The sequence below is a fragment of the Proteus mirabilis HI4320 genome, assembly GCF_000069965.1.
Classification (GTDB): domain Bacteria; phylum Pseudomonadota; class Gammaproteobacteria; order Enterobacterales; family Enterobacteriaceae; genus Proteus; species Proteus mirabilis.
In genome coordinates this window covers 3,596,759-3,613,698 of the sequence record NC_010554.1, presented here as the reverse complement: position 1 = coordinate 3,613,698, position 16,940 = coordinate 3,596,759, and the positions used below count along the sequence as shown (strand labels likewise).

14 protein-coding genes, 4 tRNA genes and 3 rRNA genes are annotated in these 16,940 nt (G+C 42.7%); 7 read left to right on the top strand and 14 right to left on the bottom strand.

The features are described 5' to 3' along the window. Nucleotides 1-7: 7 nt before the first annotated feature. A complete protein-coding gene (locus tag PMI_RS16385; protein WP_004246370.1) occupies nt 8-346 on the bottom strand; it encodes a MaoP family protein in 339 nt (112 codons plus the stop codon). Between the two features lie 115 nt (nt 347-461). Between PMI_RS16385 and hdfR the strand changes: the two genes are divergently transcribed. Continuing rightward, complete coding sequence (gene hdfR / locus PMI_RS16380; RefSeq protein ID WP_004249680.1) at nt 462-1,286, top strand: HTH-type transcriptional regulator HdfR; 825 nt, start codon at nt 462-464, stop codon at nt 1,284-1,286. A gap of 270 nt (nt 1,287-1,556) precedes the next feature. Here hdfR and PMI_RS16375 read toward each other — a convergent pair. The 7 genes from PMI_RS16375 to PMI_RS16345 form a co-directional block, all read right to left on the bottom strand. Next, nucleotides 1,557-1,632 (bottom strand) — tRNA-Trp (locus PMI_RS16375). A gap of 7 nt (nt 1,633-1,639) precedes the next feature. Then, nucleotides 1,640-1,716, bottom strand: a tRNA-Asp gene (locus tag PMI_RS16370). 51 nt (nt 1,717-1,767) lie between these two features. Beyond that, a 5S ribosomal RNA gene (gene rrf / locus PMI_RS16365) occupies nt 1,768-1,883 on the bottom strand. Between the two features lie 117 nt (nt 1,884-2,000). Next, a 23S ribosomal RNA gene (locus PMI_RS16360) occupies nt 2,001-4,901 on the bottom strand. Nucleotides 4,902-5,237: 336 nt separating this feature from the next. Further along, nucleotides 5,238-5,313: transfer RNA gene (locus tag PMI_RS16355), tRNA-Ala, on the bottom strand. Between the two features lie 133 nt (nt 5,314-5,446). Continuing rightward, nucleotides 5,447-5,523 (bottom strand) — tRNA-Ile (locus tag PMI_RS16350). Nucleotides 5,524-5,594: 71 nt separating this feature from the next. Then, nucleotides 5,595-7,137 (bottom strand): 16S ribosomal RNA (locus PMI_RS16345). Together the 16S, 23S and 5S rRNA genes with 4 tRNA genes alongside form the textbook arrangement of a ribosomal RNA operon. Nucleotides 7,138-7,768: 631 nt before the next feature. Between PMI_RS16345 and PMI_RS16340 the strand changes: the two genes are divergently transcribed. After that, entirely contained in the window at nt 7,769-8,332 is a 564-nt protein-coding gene (locus tag PMI_RS16340; RefSeq protein ID WP_004249682.1) for a gamma carbonic anhydrase family protein, read from the top strand. Here the strand turns inward: PMI_RS16340 and PMI_RS16335 are convergent. Genes PMI_RS16335 through dprA form a run of 5 tightly spaced genes read right to left on the bottom strand, consistent with a single transcriptional unit; the run spans nt 8,308 to nt 11,698 of the window. Beyond that, complete coding sequence (locus PMI_RS16335) at nt 8,308-8,571, bottom strand: DUF1488 family protein (RefSeq protein WP_004249882.1); 264 nt, start codon at nt 8,569-8,571, stop codon at nt 8,308-8,310. The two genes, PMI_RS16340 and PMI_RS16335, sit on opposite strands and share 25 nt — an antisense overlap. Next, a complete protein-coding gene (aroE, locus tag PMI_RS16330; protein ID WP_004249684.1) occupies nt 8,568-9,392 on the bottom strand; it encodes a shikimate dehydrogenase in 825 nt (274 codons plus the stop codon). Before aroE ends, PMI_RS16335 begins: the two co-directional genes overlap by 4 nt. A 7-nt stretch (nt 9,393-9,399) precedes the next feature. Continuing rightward, on the bottom strand, nt 9,400-9,969 hold the full coding sequence (gene tsaC / locus PMI_RS16325; protein WP_004249883.1) for an L-threonylcarbamoyladenylate synthase type 1 TsaC: 570 nt from the start codon (nt 9,967-9,969) through the stop codon (nt 9,400-9,402). After that, nucleotides 9,962-10,519, bottom strand: a complete 558-nt coding sequence (locus tag PMI_RS16320; protein WP_004246931.1) for a DNA topoisomerase family protein — start codon at nt 10,517-10,519, stop codon at nt 9,962-9,964. Before PMI_RS16320 ends, tsaC begins: the two co-directional genes overlap by 8 nt. 18 nt (nt 10,520-10,537) lie before the next feature. Next, nucleotides 10,538-11,698: a DNA-processing protein DprA gene (gene dprA, locus PMI_RS16315; RefSeq protein ID WP_012368692.1), complete on the bottom strand. Its 1,161-nt coding sequence runs from the start codon at nt 11,696-11,698 to the stop codon at nt 10,538-10,540. A gap of 131 nt (nt 11,699-11,829) precedes the next feature. Here dprA and def point away from each other — a divergent pair, with 131 nt between their 5' ends. The 5 genes from def to mscL all read left to right on the top strand — a co-directional run bounded on the left by def (nt 11,830) and on the right by mscL (nt 16,690). Next, complete coding sequence (gene def / locus PMI_RS16310) at nt 11,830-12,345, top strand: peptide deformylase (RefSeq protein WP_004246933.1); 516 nt, start codon at nt 11,830-11,832, stop codon at nt 12,343-12,345. A gap of 26 nt (nt 12,346-12,371) precedes the next feature. Then, complete coding sequence (gene fmt, locus PMI_RS16305) at nt 12,372-13,322, top strand: methionyl-tRNA formyltransferase (protein ID WP_004246934.1); 951 nt, start codon at nt 12,372-12,374, stop codon at nt 13,320-13,322. Between the two features lie 96 nt (nt 13,323-13,418). Next, nucleotides 13,419-14,687, top strand: coding sequence for a 16S rRNA (cytosine(967)-C(5))-methyltransferase RsmB (gene rsmB, locus PMI_RS16300; RefSeq protein WP_004249887.1), 1,269 nt, complete (start codon nt 13,419-13,421; stop codon nt 14,685-14,687). Between the two features lie 112 nt (nt 14,688-14,799). Further along, nucleotides 14,800-16,176 carry a Trk system potassium transporter TrkA gene (gene trkA, locus PMI_RS16295; protein ID WP_004246936.1) on the top strand — a complete coding sequence of 459 codons (1,377 nt, stop codon included), beginning with the start codon at nt 14,800-14,802 and terminating at the stop codon, nt 16,174-16,176. Between the two features lie 106 nt (nt 16,177-16,282). Then, on the top strand, nt 16,283-16,690 hold the full coding sequence (mscL, locus tag PMI_RS16290; protein WP_004246937.1) for a large-conductance mechanosensitive channel protein MscL: 408 nt from the start codon (nt 16,283-16,285) through the stop codon (nt 16,688-16,690). A 3-nt stretch (nt 16,691-16,693) separates the two neighbouring features. Here the strand turns inward: mscL and PMI_RS16285 are convergent, their stop codons facing one another. Then, the gene (locus tag PMI_RS16285; RefSeq protein WP_004246938.1) at nt 16,694-16,897 is read right to left on the bottom strand and encodes an alternative ribosome-rescue factor A; all 204 of its coding nucleotides are present in this window, start codon (nt 16,895-16,897) and stop codon (nt 16,694-16,696) included. Nucleotides 16,898-16,940 lie beyond the last annotated feature (43 nt).

Below are 16,940 nucleotides of genomic sequence, written 5' to 3'. Positions count from 1 at the left end.
AATGATATTAATCATCAGAATCGGTATAGTCATCAGATGGATCGAGCTGTGGCTTTCCACCCGATAAGGTATGAAAACGTTTTGGACGACTTATACGACTGGTATATTTCTTCCAAATTTTTTCTTCAACAGTAGCTGCTTCTCGTTCGCCACGACACATGGCAACAAATAATTTTTCCGCTTCAGTTGCAGGCTCTCGTTTGCCTAAATCAAGTTCATTGAAAGCTTGACCATGACGTTCCAATATCTGGGCTTCCTTGATAGTGAAATCGCCATGACGAGAAAAACCACGCGGATAATGTTTATTGTCAAAAAAACGATTAGTCGTGATAAAACTTTCTGCCATCTGACACACTCCTAATTCTCTATCGTCATACTTATGGCGCGGAGTATTAGGGAGTCATGCGGTTCTGTAAAACAAAATATTTAAATCGTAACGACAAATTTTTTTGGAGATAGATGTGGATACCGAATTACTGAAAACCTTTTTGGAAGTCAGTAAGACAAGACACTTTGGCCGAGCCGCTGAATCTCTTTATTTAACACAGTCTGCGGTCAGTTTTAGAATACGCCAATTAGAAACCCAACTTGGGACAAATTTGTTTACTCGCCATCGTAACAATATTCGCTTAACACTCGCTGGAGAAAGGCTTATCCCTTATGCTGAGTCATTAATGAATACCTGGTTACAGGCAAAAAAAGAAATTAGCCACGCCTCCCAACACTCAGAACTTTCAATTGGTGCGACAGCATCGCTCTGGGACGCTTATCTAACCTCTTGGCTACAAGAGGCTTACTTAGAAAGAAATGAGCTTAGAATTGAATCTAGAGTCTCTACAAGGCAATCTCTAGTAAAGCAACTTCATGCTCGTGAGCTAGATCTGCTTTTTACTACAGAAGCACCCAAAATGGATGAGTTGGAAAGTAAAGTAATTGGCAATATCACATTTCAACTAATGAAAAGAGCATCACACCTGAACCAGCAAAGCGCACAATTTATCAAAATTGAGTGGAGTGCTGATTTGTCACCACTTTCACAAAATAGCTCTGCACCAAAAACAGAACCTATTTTGACAACAAATTCAGCTATGATTGCCTATCAGTTAATGAAAACAACAAATGCCGTTGCTTTTTTACCTACTCATTGGCTCGATTTATATCCCGATCTCTCACCAGCAGCAGTAGAGATCATCCAAAAACCGCTATTTGCTGTATGGCTCAATACCAGTGATCAACAAGTGTTAATTCAGCAACTACTTTCTCAACCTGTCTCCAACCATCAGTAGCATTGTGCTTCAGTCAAATTGATATATCAGTAATAAAATTGATGATTGAAGCACATGTTATTACTAATAACAGACTCAATACCCAGAAAAATATTATGTGAATAATGTTAGATTAATCATTTGGATGATACATAGAGTTATAAATACGATTTAGGATTGGAAGAGTTGGAAGGATTGGAGAAAAATATAGTGGTTTTTATATAACAAAAAGCCCAGTTAATTAACTGGGCTACAAAGTAGTATAAATTTTGTTATTACTTAATTGGTAACTGGCAGGGGCGGAGAGGCTCGAACTCCCAACACCCGGTTTTGGAGACCGGTGCTCTACCAATTGAACTACGCCCCTAAATAGTTGGCGGAACGGACGGGACTCGAACCCGCGACCCCCTGCGTGACAGGCAGGTATTCTAACCAACTGAACTACCGCTCCGCTTATTCTTTACGCACTTAATGTCTTTTTACACTAAGGCTTTAATTTAATGCTTGGCAGTTCCCTACTCTCACATGGGGAGACCCCACACTACCATCGGCGCTACGGCGTTTCACTTCTGAGTTCGGCATGGGATCAGGTGGGACCACCGCGCTATGGCCACCAAGCAAATTCGGTTTCAATTACCCGTTATCTTCTGTTATCACAGTCTATAACCAGTAATTCAATCTTAAACAAGCTGACTTCATCGTTTCGTCTCTCTGACAAAACACTTTCGGTGTTGTCAGGTTAAGCCTCACGGTTCATTAGTACTGGTTAGCTCAACGTATCGCTACGCTTACACACCCAGCCTATCAACGTCTTAGTCTTAAACGTTCCTTTAGGTCGCTTAAAGCGACAGGGAAGACTCATCTCGAGGCAAGTTTCCCGCTTAGATGCTTTCAGCGGTTATCTCTTCCGCACTTAGCTACCGGGCAATGCCATTGGCATGACAACCCGAACACCAGTGGTGCGTTCACTCCGGTCCTCTCGTACTAGGAGCAACCCCTCTCAATCTTCCAACGCCCACGGCAGATAGGGACCGAACTGTCTCACGACGTTCTAAACCCAGCTCGCGTACCACTTTAAATGGCGAACAGCCATACCCTTGGGACCTACTTCAGCCCCAGGATGTGATGAGCCGACATCGAGGTGCCAAACACCGCCGTCGATATGAACTCTTGGGCGGTATCAGCCTGTTATCCCCGGAGTACCTTTTATCCGTTGAGCGATGGCCCTTCCATTCAGAACCACCGGATCACTAAGACCTACTTTCGTACCTGCTCGAGCCGTCACTCTCGCAGTCAAGCTGGCTTATGCCTTTGCACTAACCGCATGATGTCCGACCATGCTTAGCCAACCTTCGTGCTCCTCCGTTACTCTTTAGGAGGAGACCGCCCCAGTCAAACTACCCACCAGACACGGTCCCCGACCCAGTTTATGGGCCTAGGTTAGAACATCAAACGTTAAAGGGTGGTATTTCAAGGTTGGCTCCATGCAGACTGGCGTCCACACTTCAAAGCCTCCCACCTATCCTACACATCAAGGCTCAATGTTCAGTGTCAAGCTATAGTAAAGGTTCACGGGGTCTTTCCGTCTTGCCGCGGGTACACTGCATCTTCACAGCGAGTTCAATTTCACTGAGTCTCGGGTGGAGACAGCCTGGCCATCATTACGCCATTCGTGCAGGTCGGAACTTACCCGACAAGGAATTTCGCTACCTTAGGACCGTTATAGTTACGGCCGCCGTTTACTGGGGCTTCGATCAGGAGCTTCGCTTGCGCTAACCCCATCAATTAACCTTCCAGCACCGGGCAGGCGTCACACCGTATACGTCCACTTTCGTGTTTGCACAGTGCTGTGTTTTTAATAAACAGTTGCAGCCAGCTGGTATCTTCGACTGGCTTCAGCTCTGTCCGCGAGGGACTTTACCTACCGCCAGCGTGCCTTCTCCCGAAGTTACGGCACCATTTTGCCTAGTTCCTTCACCCGAGTTCTCTCAAGCGCCTGAGTATTCTCTACCTGACCACCTGTGTCGGTTTGGGGTACGATTGTTGGTAACCTGAAGCTTAGAGGCTTTTCCTGGAAGCGGGGCATCAATTGCTTCACCACCTTGGTGGTTCGTCATCACATCTCAGCATTAAGTGACCGGATTTGCCTAATCACTCTGCCTACCTGCTTGAACCGGGACGACCGTCGCCCGGACAACCTAGCCTTCTCCGTTCCCCCATCGCAGTTACCACCAGTACGGGAATATTAACCCGTTTCCCATCGACTACGCTTTTCAGCCTCGCCTTAGGGGTCGACTCACCCTGCCCCGATTAACGTTGGACAGGAACCCTTGGTCTTCCGGCGTGCGGGTTTTTCACCCGCATTATCGTTACTTATGTCAGCATTCGCACTTCTGATACCTCCAGCATACCTCACAGTACACCTTCGCAGGCTTACAGAACGCTCCCCTACCCAACAACACTTTGTGTCGCTGCCGCAGCTTCGGTGCATGGTTTAGCCCCGTTACATCTTCCGCGCGGGCCGACTCGACCAGTGAGCTATTACGCTTTCTTTAAATGATGGCTGCTTCTAAGCCAACATCCTGGCTGTCTGAGCCTTCCCACTTCGTTTCCCACTTAACCATGACTTTGGGACCTTAGCTGGCGGTCTGGGTTGTTTCCCTCTTCACGACGGACGTTAGCACCCGCCGTGTGTCTCCCGTGATAACATTCTTCGGTATTCGCAGTTTGCATCGAGTTGGTAAGTCGGGATGACCCCCTAGTCGAAACAGTGCTCTACCCCCGAAGATGAGTTCACGAGGCGCTACCTAAATAGCTTTCGGGGAGAACCAGCTATCTCCCGGTTTGATTGGCCTTTCACCCCCATCCACAAGTCATCCGCTAATTTTTCAACATTAGTCGGTTCGGTCCTCCAGTTAGTGTTACCCAACCTTCAACCTGCCCATGGATAGATCACCGGGTTTCGGGTCTATACCCTGCAACTCATTCGCCCAGTTAAGACTCGGTTTCCCTACGGCTCCCCTATGCGGTTAACCTTGCTACAGAATATAAGTCGCTGACCCATTATACAAAAGGTACGCAGTCACCCCATAAAGAGGCTCCTACTGCTTGTACGTACACGGTTTCAGGTTCTTTTTCACTCCCCTCGCCGGGGTTCTTTTCGCCTTTCCCTCACGGTACTGGTTCACTATCGGTCAATCAGGAGTATTTAGCCTTGGAGGATGGTCCCCCCATATTCAGACAGGATAACACGTGTCCCGCCCTACTCGTCGAGTTCACAATAACAGCATCTTCAGATACGGGGCTATCACCCTTTACTGCCGGACTTTCCAGACCGTTCTCCTGACACTGCTATTGATTAAGACTCTGGGCTGCTCCCCGTTCGCTCGCCGCTACTAGGGGAATCTCGGTTGATTTCTTTTCCTCGGGGTACTGAGATGTTTCAGTTCTCCCGGTTCGCCTCATTAACCTATGGATTCAGTTAATGATAGTATCCATTGGATACTGGGTTTCCCCATTCGGATATCGTCGGGTATAACGGTTCATATCACCTTACCGACGCTTTTCGCAGATTAGCACGTCCTTCATCGCCTCTGATTGCCTAGGCATCCACCGTGTACGCTTATTCGCTTAACCTCACAACCCGAAAGTGTCTCTTTCAAAGACTATCTGGGTGGTGATGGCTGCGCAGATTACATTTCTTCGTTGGGCAGTGCTCGCAATGCTCACATACTTAAGTATGCTGCGCTTGCTGTGCGCTGTCCGCCTCGAACTGTAAATTGCTCGCTCATCCCACTTTGATGTCAAAACACATTCAAAGTTTGAGATTTTGAGAGACTCATCAATATACCTCGGTGATATATTGATTTGTTTTCAATTTTTCAGCTTGTTCCAGATTGTTAAAGAGCATAATAATTCGCAGTATACTATTCCTAATATACTCTGAATCATTGTTTTATATTCAAGAGATTATGGTGGAGCTAAGCGGGATCGAACCGCTGACCTCCTGCGTGCAAGGCAGGCGCTCTCCCAGCTGAGCTATAGCCCCATAATGTTTCAATACCCGTATAACCACTCCTTTTTCTTCTTATAATAAGAAGCTTTTTCTTTAGGCAAGGCGTGGAGTAACGAAGTTTACTTAATGTAAACGAGTTGCTTCACAACACAGCATAAAGGAAAAGTGGTAGGCCTGAGTGGACTTGAACCACCGACCTCACCCTTATCAGGGGTGCGCTCTAACCACCTGAGCTACAAGCCTATACCGGTATCTCTGCTCGTTCTTCATCAGACAATCTGTGTGAGCACTGCACATAACACGTATCTCTTAGGTAAGGAGGTGATCCAACCGCAGGTTCCCCTACGGTTACCTTGTTACGACTTCACCCCAGTCATGAATCACAAAGTGGTAAGCGCCCTCCCGAAGGTTAAGCTACCTACTTCTTTTGCAACCCACTCCCATGGTGTGACGGGCGGTGTGTACAAGGCCCGGGAACGTATTCACCGTAGCATTCTGATCTACGATTACTAGCGATTCCGACTTCATGGAGTCGAGTTGCAGACTCCAATCCGGACTACGACAGACTTTATGAGTTCCGCTTGCTCTCGCGAGGTCGCTTCTCTTTGTATCTGCCATTGTAGCACGTGTGTAGCCCTACTCGTAAGGGCCATGATGACTTGACGTCATCCCCACCTTCCTCCGGTTTATCACCGGCAGTCTCCTTTGAGTTCCCACCATTACGTGCTGGCAACAAAGGATAAGGGTTGCGCTCGTTGCGGGACTTAACCCAACATTTCACAACACGAGCTGACGACAGCCATGCAGCACCTGTCTCAGCGTTCCAGAAGGCACTCCTCTATCTCTAAAGGATTCGCTGGATGTCAAGAGTAGGTAAGGTTCTTCGCGTTGCATCGAATTAAACCACATGCTCCACCGCTTGTGCGGGCCCCCGTCAATTCATTTGAGTTTTAACCTTGCGGCCGTACTCCCCAGGCGGTCGATTTAACGCGTTAGCTCCAGAAGCCACGGTTCAAGACCACAACCTCTAAATCGACATCGTTTACAGCGTGGACTACCAGGGTATCTAATCCTGTTTGCTCCCCACGCTTTCGCACCTGAGCGTCAGTCTTTGTCCAGGGGGCCGCCTTCGCCACCGGTATTCCTCCACATCTCTACGCATTTCACCGCTACACATGGAATTCTACCCCCCTCTACAAGACTCTAGCCAACCAGTTTCAGATGCAATTCCCAAGTTAAGCTCGGGGCTTTCACATCTGACTTAATTGACCGCCTGCGTGCGCTTTACGCCCAGTAATTCCGATTAACGCTTGCACCCTCCGTATTACCGCGGCTGCTGGCACGGAGTTAGCCGGTGCTTCTTCTGCGGGTAACGTCAATTGATAAGGGTATTAACCTTATCACCTTCCTCCCCGCTGAAAGTACTTTACAACCCTAAGGCCTTCTTCATACACGCGGCATGGCTGCATCAGGCTTGCGCCCATTGTGCAATATTCCCCACTGCTGCCTCCCGTAGGAGTCTGGGCCGTGTCTCAGTCCCAGTGTGGCTGATCATCCTCTCAGACCAGCTAGAGATCGTCGCCTAGGTGAGCCTTTACCCCACCTACTAGCTAATCCCATATGGGTTCATCCGATAGTGCAAGGTCCGAAGAGCCCCTGCTTTGGTCCGTAGACATTATGCGGTATTAGCCACCGTTTCCAGTAGTTATCCCCCTCTATCGGGCAGATCCCCATACATTACTCACCCGTCCGCCGCTCGTCAGCAAGAAAGCAAGCTTTCTCCTGTTACCGCTCGACTTGCATGTGTTAGGCCTGCCGCCAGCGTTCAATCTGAGCCATGATCAAACTCTTCAATTAAAAGTGTTTGATGCTCAAAGAAATCGAAAACTTAGCTTATTCATTATATGAATTAACTTGTTAGTCACTCTTCAAGACTTGATATATCTAATTTTTTAGAAGATATCGTCTCTGCGAGTGCCCACACAGATTGTCTGATAATTTGTTAAAGAGCAGTGCAACTATCGCTGCCGTTTCCGGTCTTCTGCGTTGTTGCGAGGAGGCGTATATTACGCTATTCCTCTGAAGAGTCAAGAGTTTTTTCAAACTTTTTTCTTTTCTCTTCCCTTTCCGTCGTTGCTGTTGTCAGCTCATCGTCGGTCAGTGGGTGCGCATTATAGGGGCTTCTCAGATTAGCGCAAGTATTTATTTCAATTTTTTTTCTGTTCGCTCTATTTTTAAGCTACACGTCTATTTTTGACACTAAAACCCCGCTAGTAGCACAAAAATTATACTAGCAATAACCGTTTTGTCTATTCGTTATCTTCTATCGATCATCATCGATCCACTTACTTTTATTATCATCGCTATTTATTTCAGTTAAAAATAATACTCTGGATTATTCTCTCGTCAGATATACCTGCTCACTGCTATGCTTTTCTATATTACAATTACAGCAAAGTACCGCCACAATATTCGTATGAGGTCAATCATGAGCCATTCCACTATTAGAAGTTACTTACACTTATCACCTTCCATTGCTAAAGATGTTTATATTGACGTGACAGCCACCGTTATTGGTGATGTACGCCTTAGTGAAGATGTCAGCATTTGGCCAATGGTTGTGATCCGCGGTGATGTTAACTATGTCAGTGTAGGAGCAAGGACTAATATTCAAGATGGCTCAGTGCTACATGTTACACATGCATCAGAAAATACCCCTAATGGTTTTCCTCTCATCATCGGTGATGATGTGACTGTTGGACACAAAGCAATGTTACATGGGTGTACAATCGGAAACCGAGTATTAGTCGGCATGGGATCAATTTTACTTGATGGTGCAATTATTGAAGATAATGTCTTGATCGGCGCAGGAAGCCTAGTACCACCAGGTAAACGACTAGAAAGTGGTTTTCTTTATTTAGGTAGCCCAGTAAAAAAGATCCGCCCACTCACGCCCGCAGAAATACAACACTTTATCTACTCTGCTAATAATTACGTAAAGTGGAAGAACGACTATTTATCAACGGCTCATTCCGCCATTGATAAACAGTAAAATGGATGAAGAGTTGACACTTCATACAGCTTAGCCAACTCTTCAAATTCTTCTTCAATTTCCCATCGATGCTGTTTAAACAAACAAAGACCATTACTATTATCACCAAAGCGTGCCTTTAGCTCTTGTTCGGTGATTTGGCAATCAAATAACATTCCATTGACCATGATAGGGAAAAGAACGCTATTTTGATCTTCAAGCCACTGCTCACGATCAGGAAATTGAATGGATTGATTCATTTATTCAAATTTTCTCTTAAAATATTTATTGTTGGATTAATATCAGGTACTCGCTCATACCATAACTCAACGGCATAAGCGGCTTGCCCTACCAGCATACCTAGGCCATCAGATAAGCGTGTACTACCATTTTTTAATGCATGGTATAAAAAAGAAGTCATACCTGCCTTATAATACAAATCATAACAAGCAGTTTTAAAACCATAAGCACTATCAGGTATAGGTGGAATATCGTCCGTCATACTAGATGAAGAGGCGTTAATAATTAGATCATAATGTTTATCTGTAACATTTTGTGGAGCACTAGCTCTAATTGTACCAAATTGGCTAAATTCTTGTGCTAATTGTTGTGCTTTTTCAACAGTGCGATTAGTCAAAGTAATATCACAATTATAATTTAATAATGGTAATAATATCCCTCGTGTAGCACCACCAGCCCCAATAACAAGAACCGATAATATTTTTCCGGGGATAATAAAATCCAACCTAGCTAAATCAAGAATTAAGCCCTGACCATCAGTATTATCACCTAATAACGTGCCGTCATCTAATTTTAAAATAGTATTAACAGCACCACAGGCTTGTGCTCTTTGTGTTAATTTATCCACAAAGCGAAAAGCATCTTCCTTAAAAGGAACGGTAACATTAGCTCCACGTCCACCTTGAGAAAAAAATTGCGTTGCTACTTTATCAAATTCGCCTAATGGAACCAGTAAACGCCCATATTCATAATCAATCCCTGACTGTTTCGAAAAAAGCTGATGAATAAAAGGAGATTGACTATGTTCAATGGGATTGCCCATCACTACATATTTTTCCATAGCATCATTATCCTTGTCGATATAGCTCACCTGTGAGTGCATCTCTAATTTCAGAAGGATTTTTTCTGCCACCAACCTCGCCATTTACAATAGCAATTCGATTACGAAACTGCTCTTGTACTTCTTCAACACTACGGCATGGAGGAAGTCCGCTTAAATTTGCGCTGGTTGATACTAATGGTTTGCCATAAGCCACACATAATGCTTTCACAATAGGGTGATCCGTAACCCTTACAGCTAAGGAAGAAAACCGCCCTGTTAGCCATTTTGGCGTTGTTGACTTAGCTGGAATAACCCAAGTGATTGGGCCTGGCCAAGAGGCAAACATCCGCTCCCGCTGTTCTTGAGTCAATGCGTTATCATCAATATAAGGTTTTAATTGTTCATAGTTATCAGCAATTAAAATAAGCCCTTTCTCAATGGCTCTCTGTTTTAACTCAAGTAATGCCATTACCGCGCTTTCACTATCAGGATCACAACCGACACCAAACACAGCTTCTGTTGGATAGGCAATAACTTGATTATTTTGCAGTGCTTCTATAATTGTATTATTTACAGGTGATACTTCGTTATTCATGTTCTTCTCTTTTTGTTTGTTGCTTGCCACACAATTTGCTGGCGCACACTAATCTTACTCCTTGAGAAGACCTCTTTTCCATCAATAATGGATAATGACAATATTCGCACTCACCATTAATCGGTTTATTATTTAGTACAAATTGACATTCAGGATATTGGTTACAAGCATAAAATATTTTACCAAACCGAGACTTACGCTGTAATAATTTGCCCTTCTCGCACTGAGGACAATGAATCACAGTCTCATCAGGTTTATCAATTTGTTCTATATGCTCACAAGCAGGATAATTGCTACAGCCTATAAACATGCCAAACTTACCTTGTCGTAAAACTAAATCTGCGCCACAACATTGGCAAGGCTGTCCTTCTAATACTTTAATAACCTGTCCATCGCCTTGAGATTTCAACGCCTTAATATAATGGCAATTAGGATAAGCAGAACATCCTAGAAAAGGGCCATGACCACCATTTCTTATAATTAAATCACTGCCACATTCAGGACATTTTTCTTGCTCAGATGGATACGTAAACGGCATTATTTTTGCCATTGTCTTACCTCATAACACTTATTCCAATCGAATATAGCCACCCGCCACAATAGCGACTTTTTCGATAAGCTCAAGCTCTAATAAAAGAGGAGCTAAATCTGATGTGGATAAACCGCTCTTATTCGCAATAATATCAATCGGGATAGCTTTATCAAAACCTAACAAAGGCAATATCAAATTTATTGATTGCTGTTGAGTGGGTGTAAGTTTTTCAATTTCTAATGGCATATTGCTGGACTCTTTTTTATTGTTGGTAGCTGAGCCAACCTCTGCGATATGCTCGTCCTGTAAATCATCATTATGATTAAAGATTAACCACTGCAAAGAGCTATTTAAATATTCCATAATATCATCTGGCGAAGAGGCTAAATTCGCCCCCTGTTTTAGCAACTGATGATTTCCTTCAAAGTGTGAATCACCGAGTAATCCGGGTAACACAAACAATTCTTTGCCTTGTTGTAGAGCATAATTGGCAGTGATTAAAGATCCACTTTTTATGCCAGCTTCTACAATTAAGAGAGCTGAACTCAATCCACTAATAATTCTATTCCTTTGCGGGAAATGACGAGCTAAAGGAGGTGCCATCGGGAGATGCTCTGAAACAAGAACACCCGACTCTTTGATTTGCTCTGCTAGTCGACGATGAAATGATGGGTAAATTTGTTCTAAACCACTCCCTAATACAGCAATAGTGACGCCATGATGTTTTAAAGCACTACGATGTCCAACACCATCAATCCCTTGCGCCAACCCGCTTGTAATTGTGAATTTATTTTTCACGAGCTGTTGTGCAAAATAAGTCGCCCACTTAGTTCCATACTGTGTAGCATCTCTACTACCAATTAATGCAATTTGTGTGCTTTTTAAATGCTCTTTATTACCTGCAACAAAAAGCAAAAGAGGTGGAGAAGATATTTGTTTTAATAGCAAAGGATAATCTGAATCAGAAATTGTTAAGAGTGATGATTCATTTTTATCTAGCCACTTTAATGTACTTTTGACACAATTTGCCTGAAGCCTCATAAATTGGTGACTTTGTTGTTCTGATAGGCCACATTCTAGTAACACTTTACGATTTAGTTGCGTCAATGATTGTAAGTATTCCACCACCTTAATCGCTTTATTTACTGGCAATCTTGAAACAACATTAAGTCTTATCCATATTTCTCTGGCATCCATGCATTATCCTAGTGTTATTTTTTAACATACAAGGTGAGTGCTAAACTCAGCAAATACTGTCAATCCAGACAATAAATGTCTAGAATAGACGTTAATTCTCATTCACATTTTAGAAACAGTCCAAATAAATTATGGCAGTATTACACGTATTACATTATCCAGACGAGCGCCTTCGCACCATTGCAAAGCCAGTCGAAAAAGTTGATGCCGAAATTCAAAAAATTGTCGATGATATGTTTGAAACAATGTATTTGGAAGAAGGTATCGGTTTAGCTGCGACACAGGTGGATATCCACCAGCGCATCATCGTCATTGATATCTCTGAAACACGAGATCAAAAACTGGTACTCATTAATCCAGAACTTCTTGATCAGGAAGGTGATACCGGAATAGAGGAAGGTTGTTTATCAATACCTGAACAACGCGCATTTGTGCCTCGTGCAGAGCGCGTAAAAGTAAGAGCGCTTGATTACAACGGACAACCTTTTGAATTAGAAGCTGATGACTTACTCGCTATTTGTATTCAACATGAGATGGATCATTTAGTTGGCAAATTATTTGTGGATTATTTATCTCCATTAAAACGCCAACGTATCCGCCAGAAAGTTGAAAAGCTCGATAAGAGAAGAGCAAAAGCGGGACAATAGAGATTTACTTGTAACAGGAAAAAAACGTGTCTGATTCATTACGTATTATCTTTGCGGGAACACCCGACTTTGCAGCCCGACATTTAGCTGCTCTGTTATCAACTCAACATCATATTGTTGGGGTATTAACGCCACCAGATAAACCCGCAGGAAGAGGTAAGAAACTGACTATTAATCCAGTGAAAGAACTGGCATTAACTAATAACATTCCTGTTTATCAACCGACATCGTTAAAACCAGAAGAGAATCATGAGTGGATCAAAGCACTACAACCTGACGTTATGATTGTTGTTGCTTATGGTATGATTTTACCCAAAGCAGTACTTGATATTCCTCGTTTAGGTTGCTTAAACGTCCATGGCTCTCTTCTACCTAAATGGCGAGGTGCTGCACCTATCCAACGTGCCTTATGGGCGGGCGATACAGAAACTGGCGTCACCATTATGCAAATGGATGTTGGTTTAGATACTGGCGATATGCTTTATAAAGCATCATGCCCAATTACTCATCAAGACACGAGTGCTTCTCTTTATGCTAAATTAGCAGAGCTGGGGCCTAAAGCACTAATTAATACATTAGATCTTATCATTAGCGGTGAGTTAAAAGCGGAAAAACAAGATGATAGCCTAGCGAATTACGCAGAAAAGCTATCAAAGGAAGAAGCAAAAATTAATTGGTCGTTATCTGCACAACAGATAGAACGTTGTATTAGAGCGTTTAATCCATGGCCTATGAGCTTTTTTATGCTCGATGATCAGCCGGTGAAAGTATGGGAAGCGCAAGTTATCGCGTCGGATAATACCAATCAAATACCAGGTACATTATTGAAAGCAGATAAAACAGGCATTTATATTGTAACAGGTGAAGGCATTTTAAATATCACCAAGCTTCAACCATCAGGTAAAAAACCTATGGCATCAGCCGATTTCCTAAATTCCAAACGAGATTGGTTTACCCCTGGGAAAATCATTCAATAATGATACTACCCCTTGAAATAACAATATTTCAGGGGGTCCTTTTTTCACGCCAATATTATTCTTCTCTGGCGGCCAATATATAAACGCTAATTCACTATGAAAACGTCATACAACTTACGCAGTATTGCAGCAAAGGCAATAGCTCAAGTTTTAGATCAAGGCTTATCATTAAGTTCGGTGATCCCTGAATTACAAAAAAACATTTCAGATAAAGACAAAGCGCTCTTGCAAGAGCTCTGCTTTGGTACCTTACGTACCTTACCCCAGCTAGAATGGATCATCCAACAACTAATGGATAAACCACTGAAAGGTAAACAACGAATTTTACATTACCTCATTATGGTCGGTTTATATCAGCTCCTTTATACTCGAGTTCCTGCCCATGCAGCACTCGCTGAAACTGTTAATGGTGCGATCGCACTGAAAAAACCACAATTAAAAGGGTTAATTAACGGTGTATTACGCCAATTTCAGCGTCAACAAGATGTATTAATGGAACGTTTCCAAAATAATGATAGCCGCTATTTGCACCCTTCTTGGTTACTCACACGAATAAAAAACGCCTACCCTGAGCTATGGGAAAGTATTATTGAAGGAAATAACCAAAAGCCACCAATGTGGTTACGGGTAAATCAAATACATCATTCACGTGAACAGTACTTAGCGCTGCTTGAAAAAGAAGGGATCAGCGCGTTCTCCGATGACCACCATCCCAATGCTATTCGTTTAGAAACACCTTGTAATGTTCACCTGTTACCAGGGTTTAATGAGGGCTGGGTCACTGTTCAAGACCGCAGCGCTCAGCGTTGTGCAGAATTATTAGCGCCACAAAATAACGAACAAATTCTTGATTTATGTGCAGCCCCTGGGGGAAAAACAACCCATATCTTAGAAATAGCCCCTAAAGCGCATGTTCTCGCCATTGATATCGATGAGCAACGTTTAGCCAGAGTTAAAGAAAATCTAAACCGCTTAAAACTACATGCCACAGTCAAAAGTGGTGATGGACGTTATCCAGAGCAATGGTGTGCAAATATGCAATTTGACAGGATCTTACTTGATGCTCCTTGCTCAGCAACTGGCGTTATACGTCGCCATCCAGATATCAAATGGCTACGTCGTAATGAAGACATAGCTCAGTTAGCGCAAATTCAAAAAGAAATATTACATGCTATATGGCCATACCTAAAATCAGGCGGCACATTAGTTTATGCTACTTGTTCTATTTTACCGGAAGAAAATAGCCAACAAATTGCAGCCTTCTTATCGTCAATGCAAGATGCTCAATGTGACTATCAGCATCAATGCTTACCGGAGCAATATAGCGGTGATGGCTTCTTTTATGCGCTGATCAACAAAAAATGATCTTCTGATAAAAGATGATATCAGATCTAAAAGAAGCTACTATTCCAACACAAGATCGATGTGAACAGACATTGATCTTGTATTTGTTAATCGAATATTCTGAGAACTGACGATGAAAATTATTATCTTAGGCGCAGGTCAAGTGGGTGGCACTCTCGCTGAAAATCTTGTCGGTGAGAATAACGATATTACTGTTGTCGATACTGATGCTACCCGTTTACGTCAACTTCAAGATAAATTTGATTTAAGAGTTGTAAATGGTCATGGATCTCATCCGAGAGTCTTAAGAGAAGCGGGGGCTGAAGATGCGGATATGCTAGTTGCCGTCACAAATTCTGACGAAACAAATATGATAGCATGCCAAGTCGCTTATACTTTATTTAATACTCCCAATAAAGTTGCTCGTATCCGAGCCTCTGAATTTGTTCGTGAAGCAGATAAACTTTTTTTACCAGAAGCAATTCCTATTGATTACCTCATCTCCCCGGAACACCTCGTTATAGATTATATCTATAAACTAATTCAATACCCCGGTGCCCTACAGGTAGTAAACTTTGCTGAAGGTCAAGTCAGTATCGTGGCAGTAAAAGCCTACTATGGTGGATCACTTGTGGGTAATGCACTATCCACTCTACGTGATCATATGCCACATATTGATACTCGTGTTGCGGCTATCTTTCGCCAAGATAGACCTATTCGCCCTCAAGGATCGACCATTATTGAAGCGGGTGATGAGGTCTTTTTCGTAGTGGCATCACAACATATTCGCGCAGTAATGAGTGAGCTACAACGATTAGAAAAACCTTATAAACGCATTATGATTGTTGGTGGCGGAAACGTTGGAGCAGGATTAGCGGCAAGATTAGAAAAAGATTATAGCGTTAAGCTGATTGAGCATAATCAACAACGTGCTACCGAGTTAGCAGAGCTCCTCCATGATACTATCGTGTTTTATGGTGATGCATCTGATCAAGAGCTACTCGCTGAAGAGCATATTGAGCAAATCGATGTCTTTATTGCACTCACTAATGATGATGAAGCAAATATCATGTCCGCAATGCTCGCAAAACGTATGGGAGCAAAAAAAGCCATGGTACTTATTCAACGCAGTGCTTATGTTGATTTAGTCCAAGGTGGAGTCATTGATATTGCCATCTCTCCGCAACAAGCCACTATTTCAGCACTATTAGGTCATGTTCGCAAAGCAGATATTGTCAGTGTCTCCTCATTACGTCGCGGTGTTGCTGAAGCTATTGAAGCCATTGCACATGGTGATGAAAATACCTCAAAAGTTGTCGGTAGACGTATTCAAGATATCAAACTTCCGCCAGGCACAATTATCGGCGCCATTGTCCGCAATGAAGATGTCATTATTGCCAATGCAAGTCACTCAATAGAACAAGGTGACCATGTGATCATGTTTATTACAGATAAAAAATATGTTCCTGAAGTAGAAAAACTGTTCCAACCTAGTCCATTTTTCTTATAACTCTAGTGTAGAAATAAGAATAGTAGTGATTGTTACTGATACTGATCTATTATTATTATCTAAACACATATTTTTATATCTAGATCCATACTAATAAGGGGTGGTTATGGCTTTTTTCAAAGAGTTTCGTGAATTTGCAATGAAAGGCAATGTTGTTGACATGGCAGTCGGTGTCATCATTGGTGCAGCATTCGGAAAAATTGTTTCATCCTTAGTAGCTGATGTGATTATGCCTCCATTAGGCTTACTCATTGGAGGGATCGATTTTAAACAATTTAGTTTAGTACTAAGAGAAGCTCATGGGGATATACCTGCCGTTATCTTAAACTATGGTGCCTTTATACAAACTGTTTTTGATTTTGCCATTGTCGCGTTTGCTATTTTCTGTGCGATTAAATTAATTAATAAGATGCGCAGACAAGAAGAAGAACAACCTAAAGCACCACCTGCACCTTCAGCAGAAGAAACTTTATTAACAGAAATCCGTGATCTATTAAAAAATCAGCAAAAATAAAAACTAAAAGGCCAGTGATAACAATTGAAAATATTTGTTATCACTGGCCTCCCAGTTACCTTTCTTATTATGTTTTGCCTTTCTCATATAGCTGCCTTTGCCTTTCTTATTTTTTTCTACCCGTTGTCTAAATAAAGGATCATGAACAAGTGCAGCTAACGCATTATCTTTGATCACACCTTTTTGGTGCTGATATTTGCTAGACATAAAAACCTCTTAAATTATTAAAGAACATAAAGCATAGAACAAC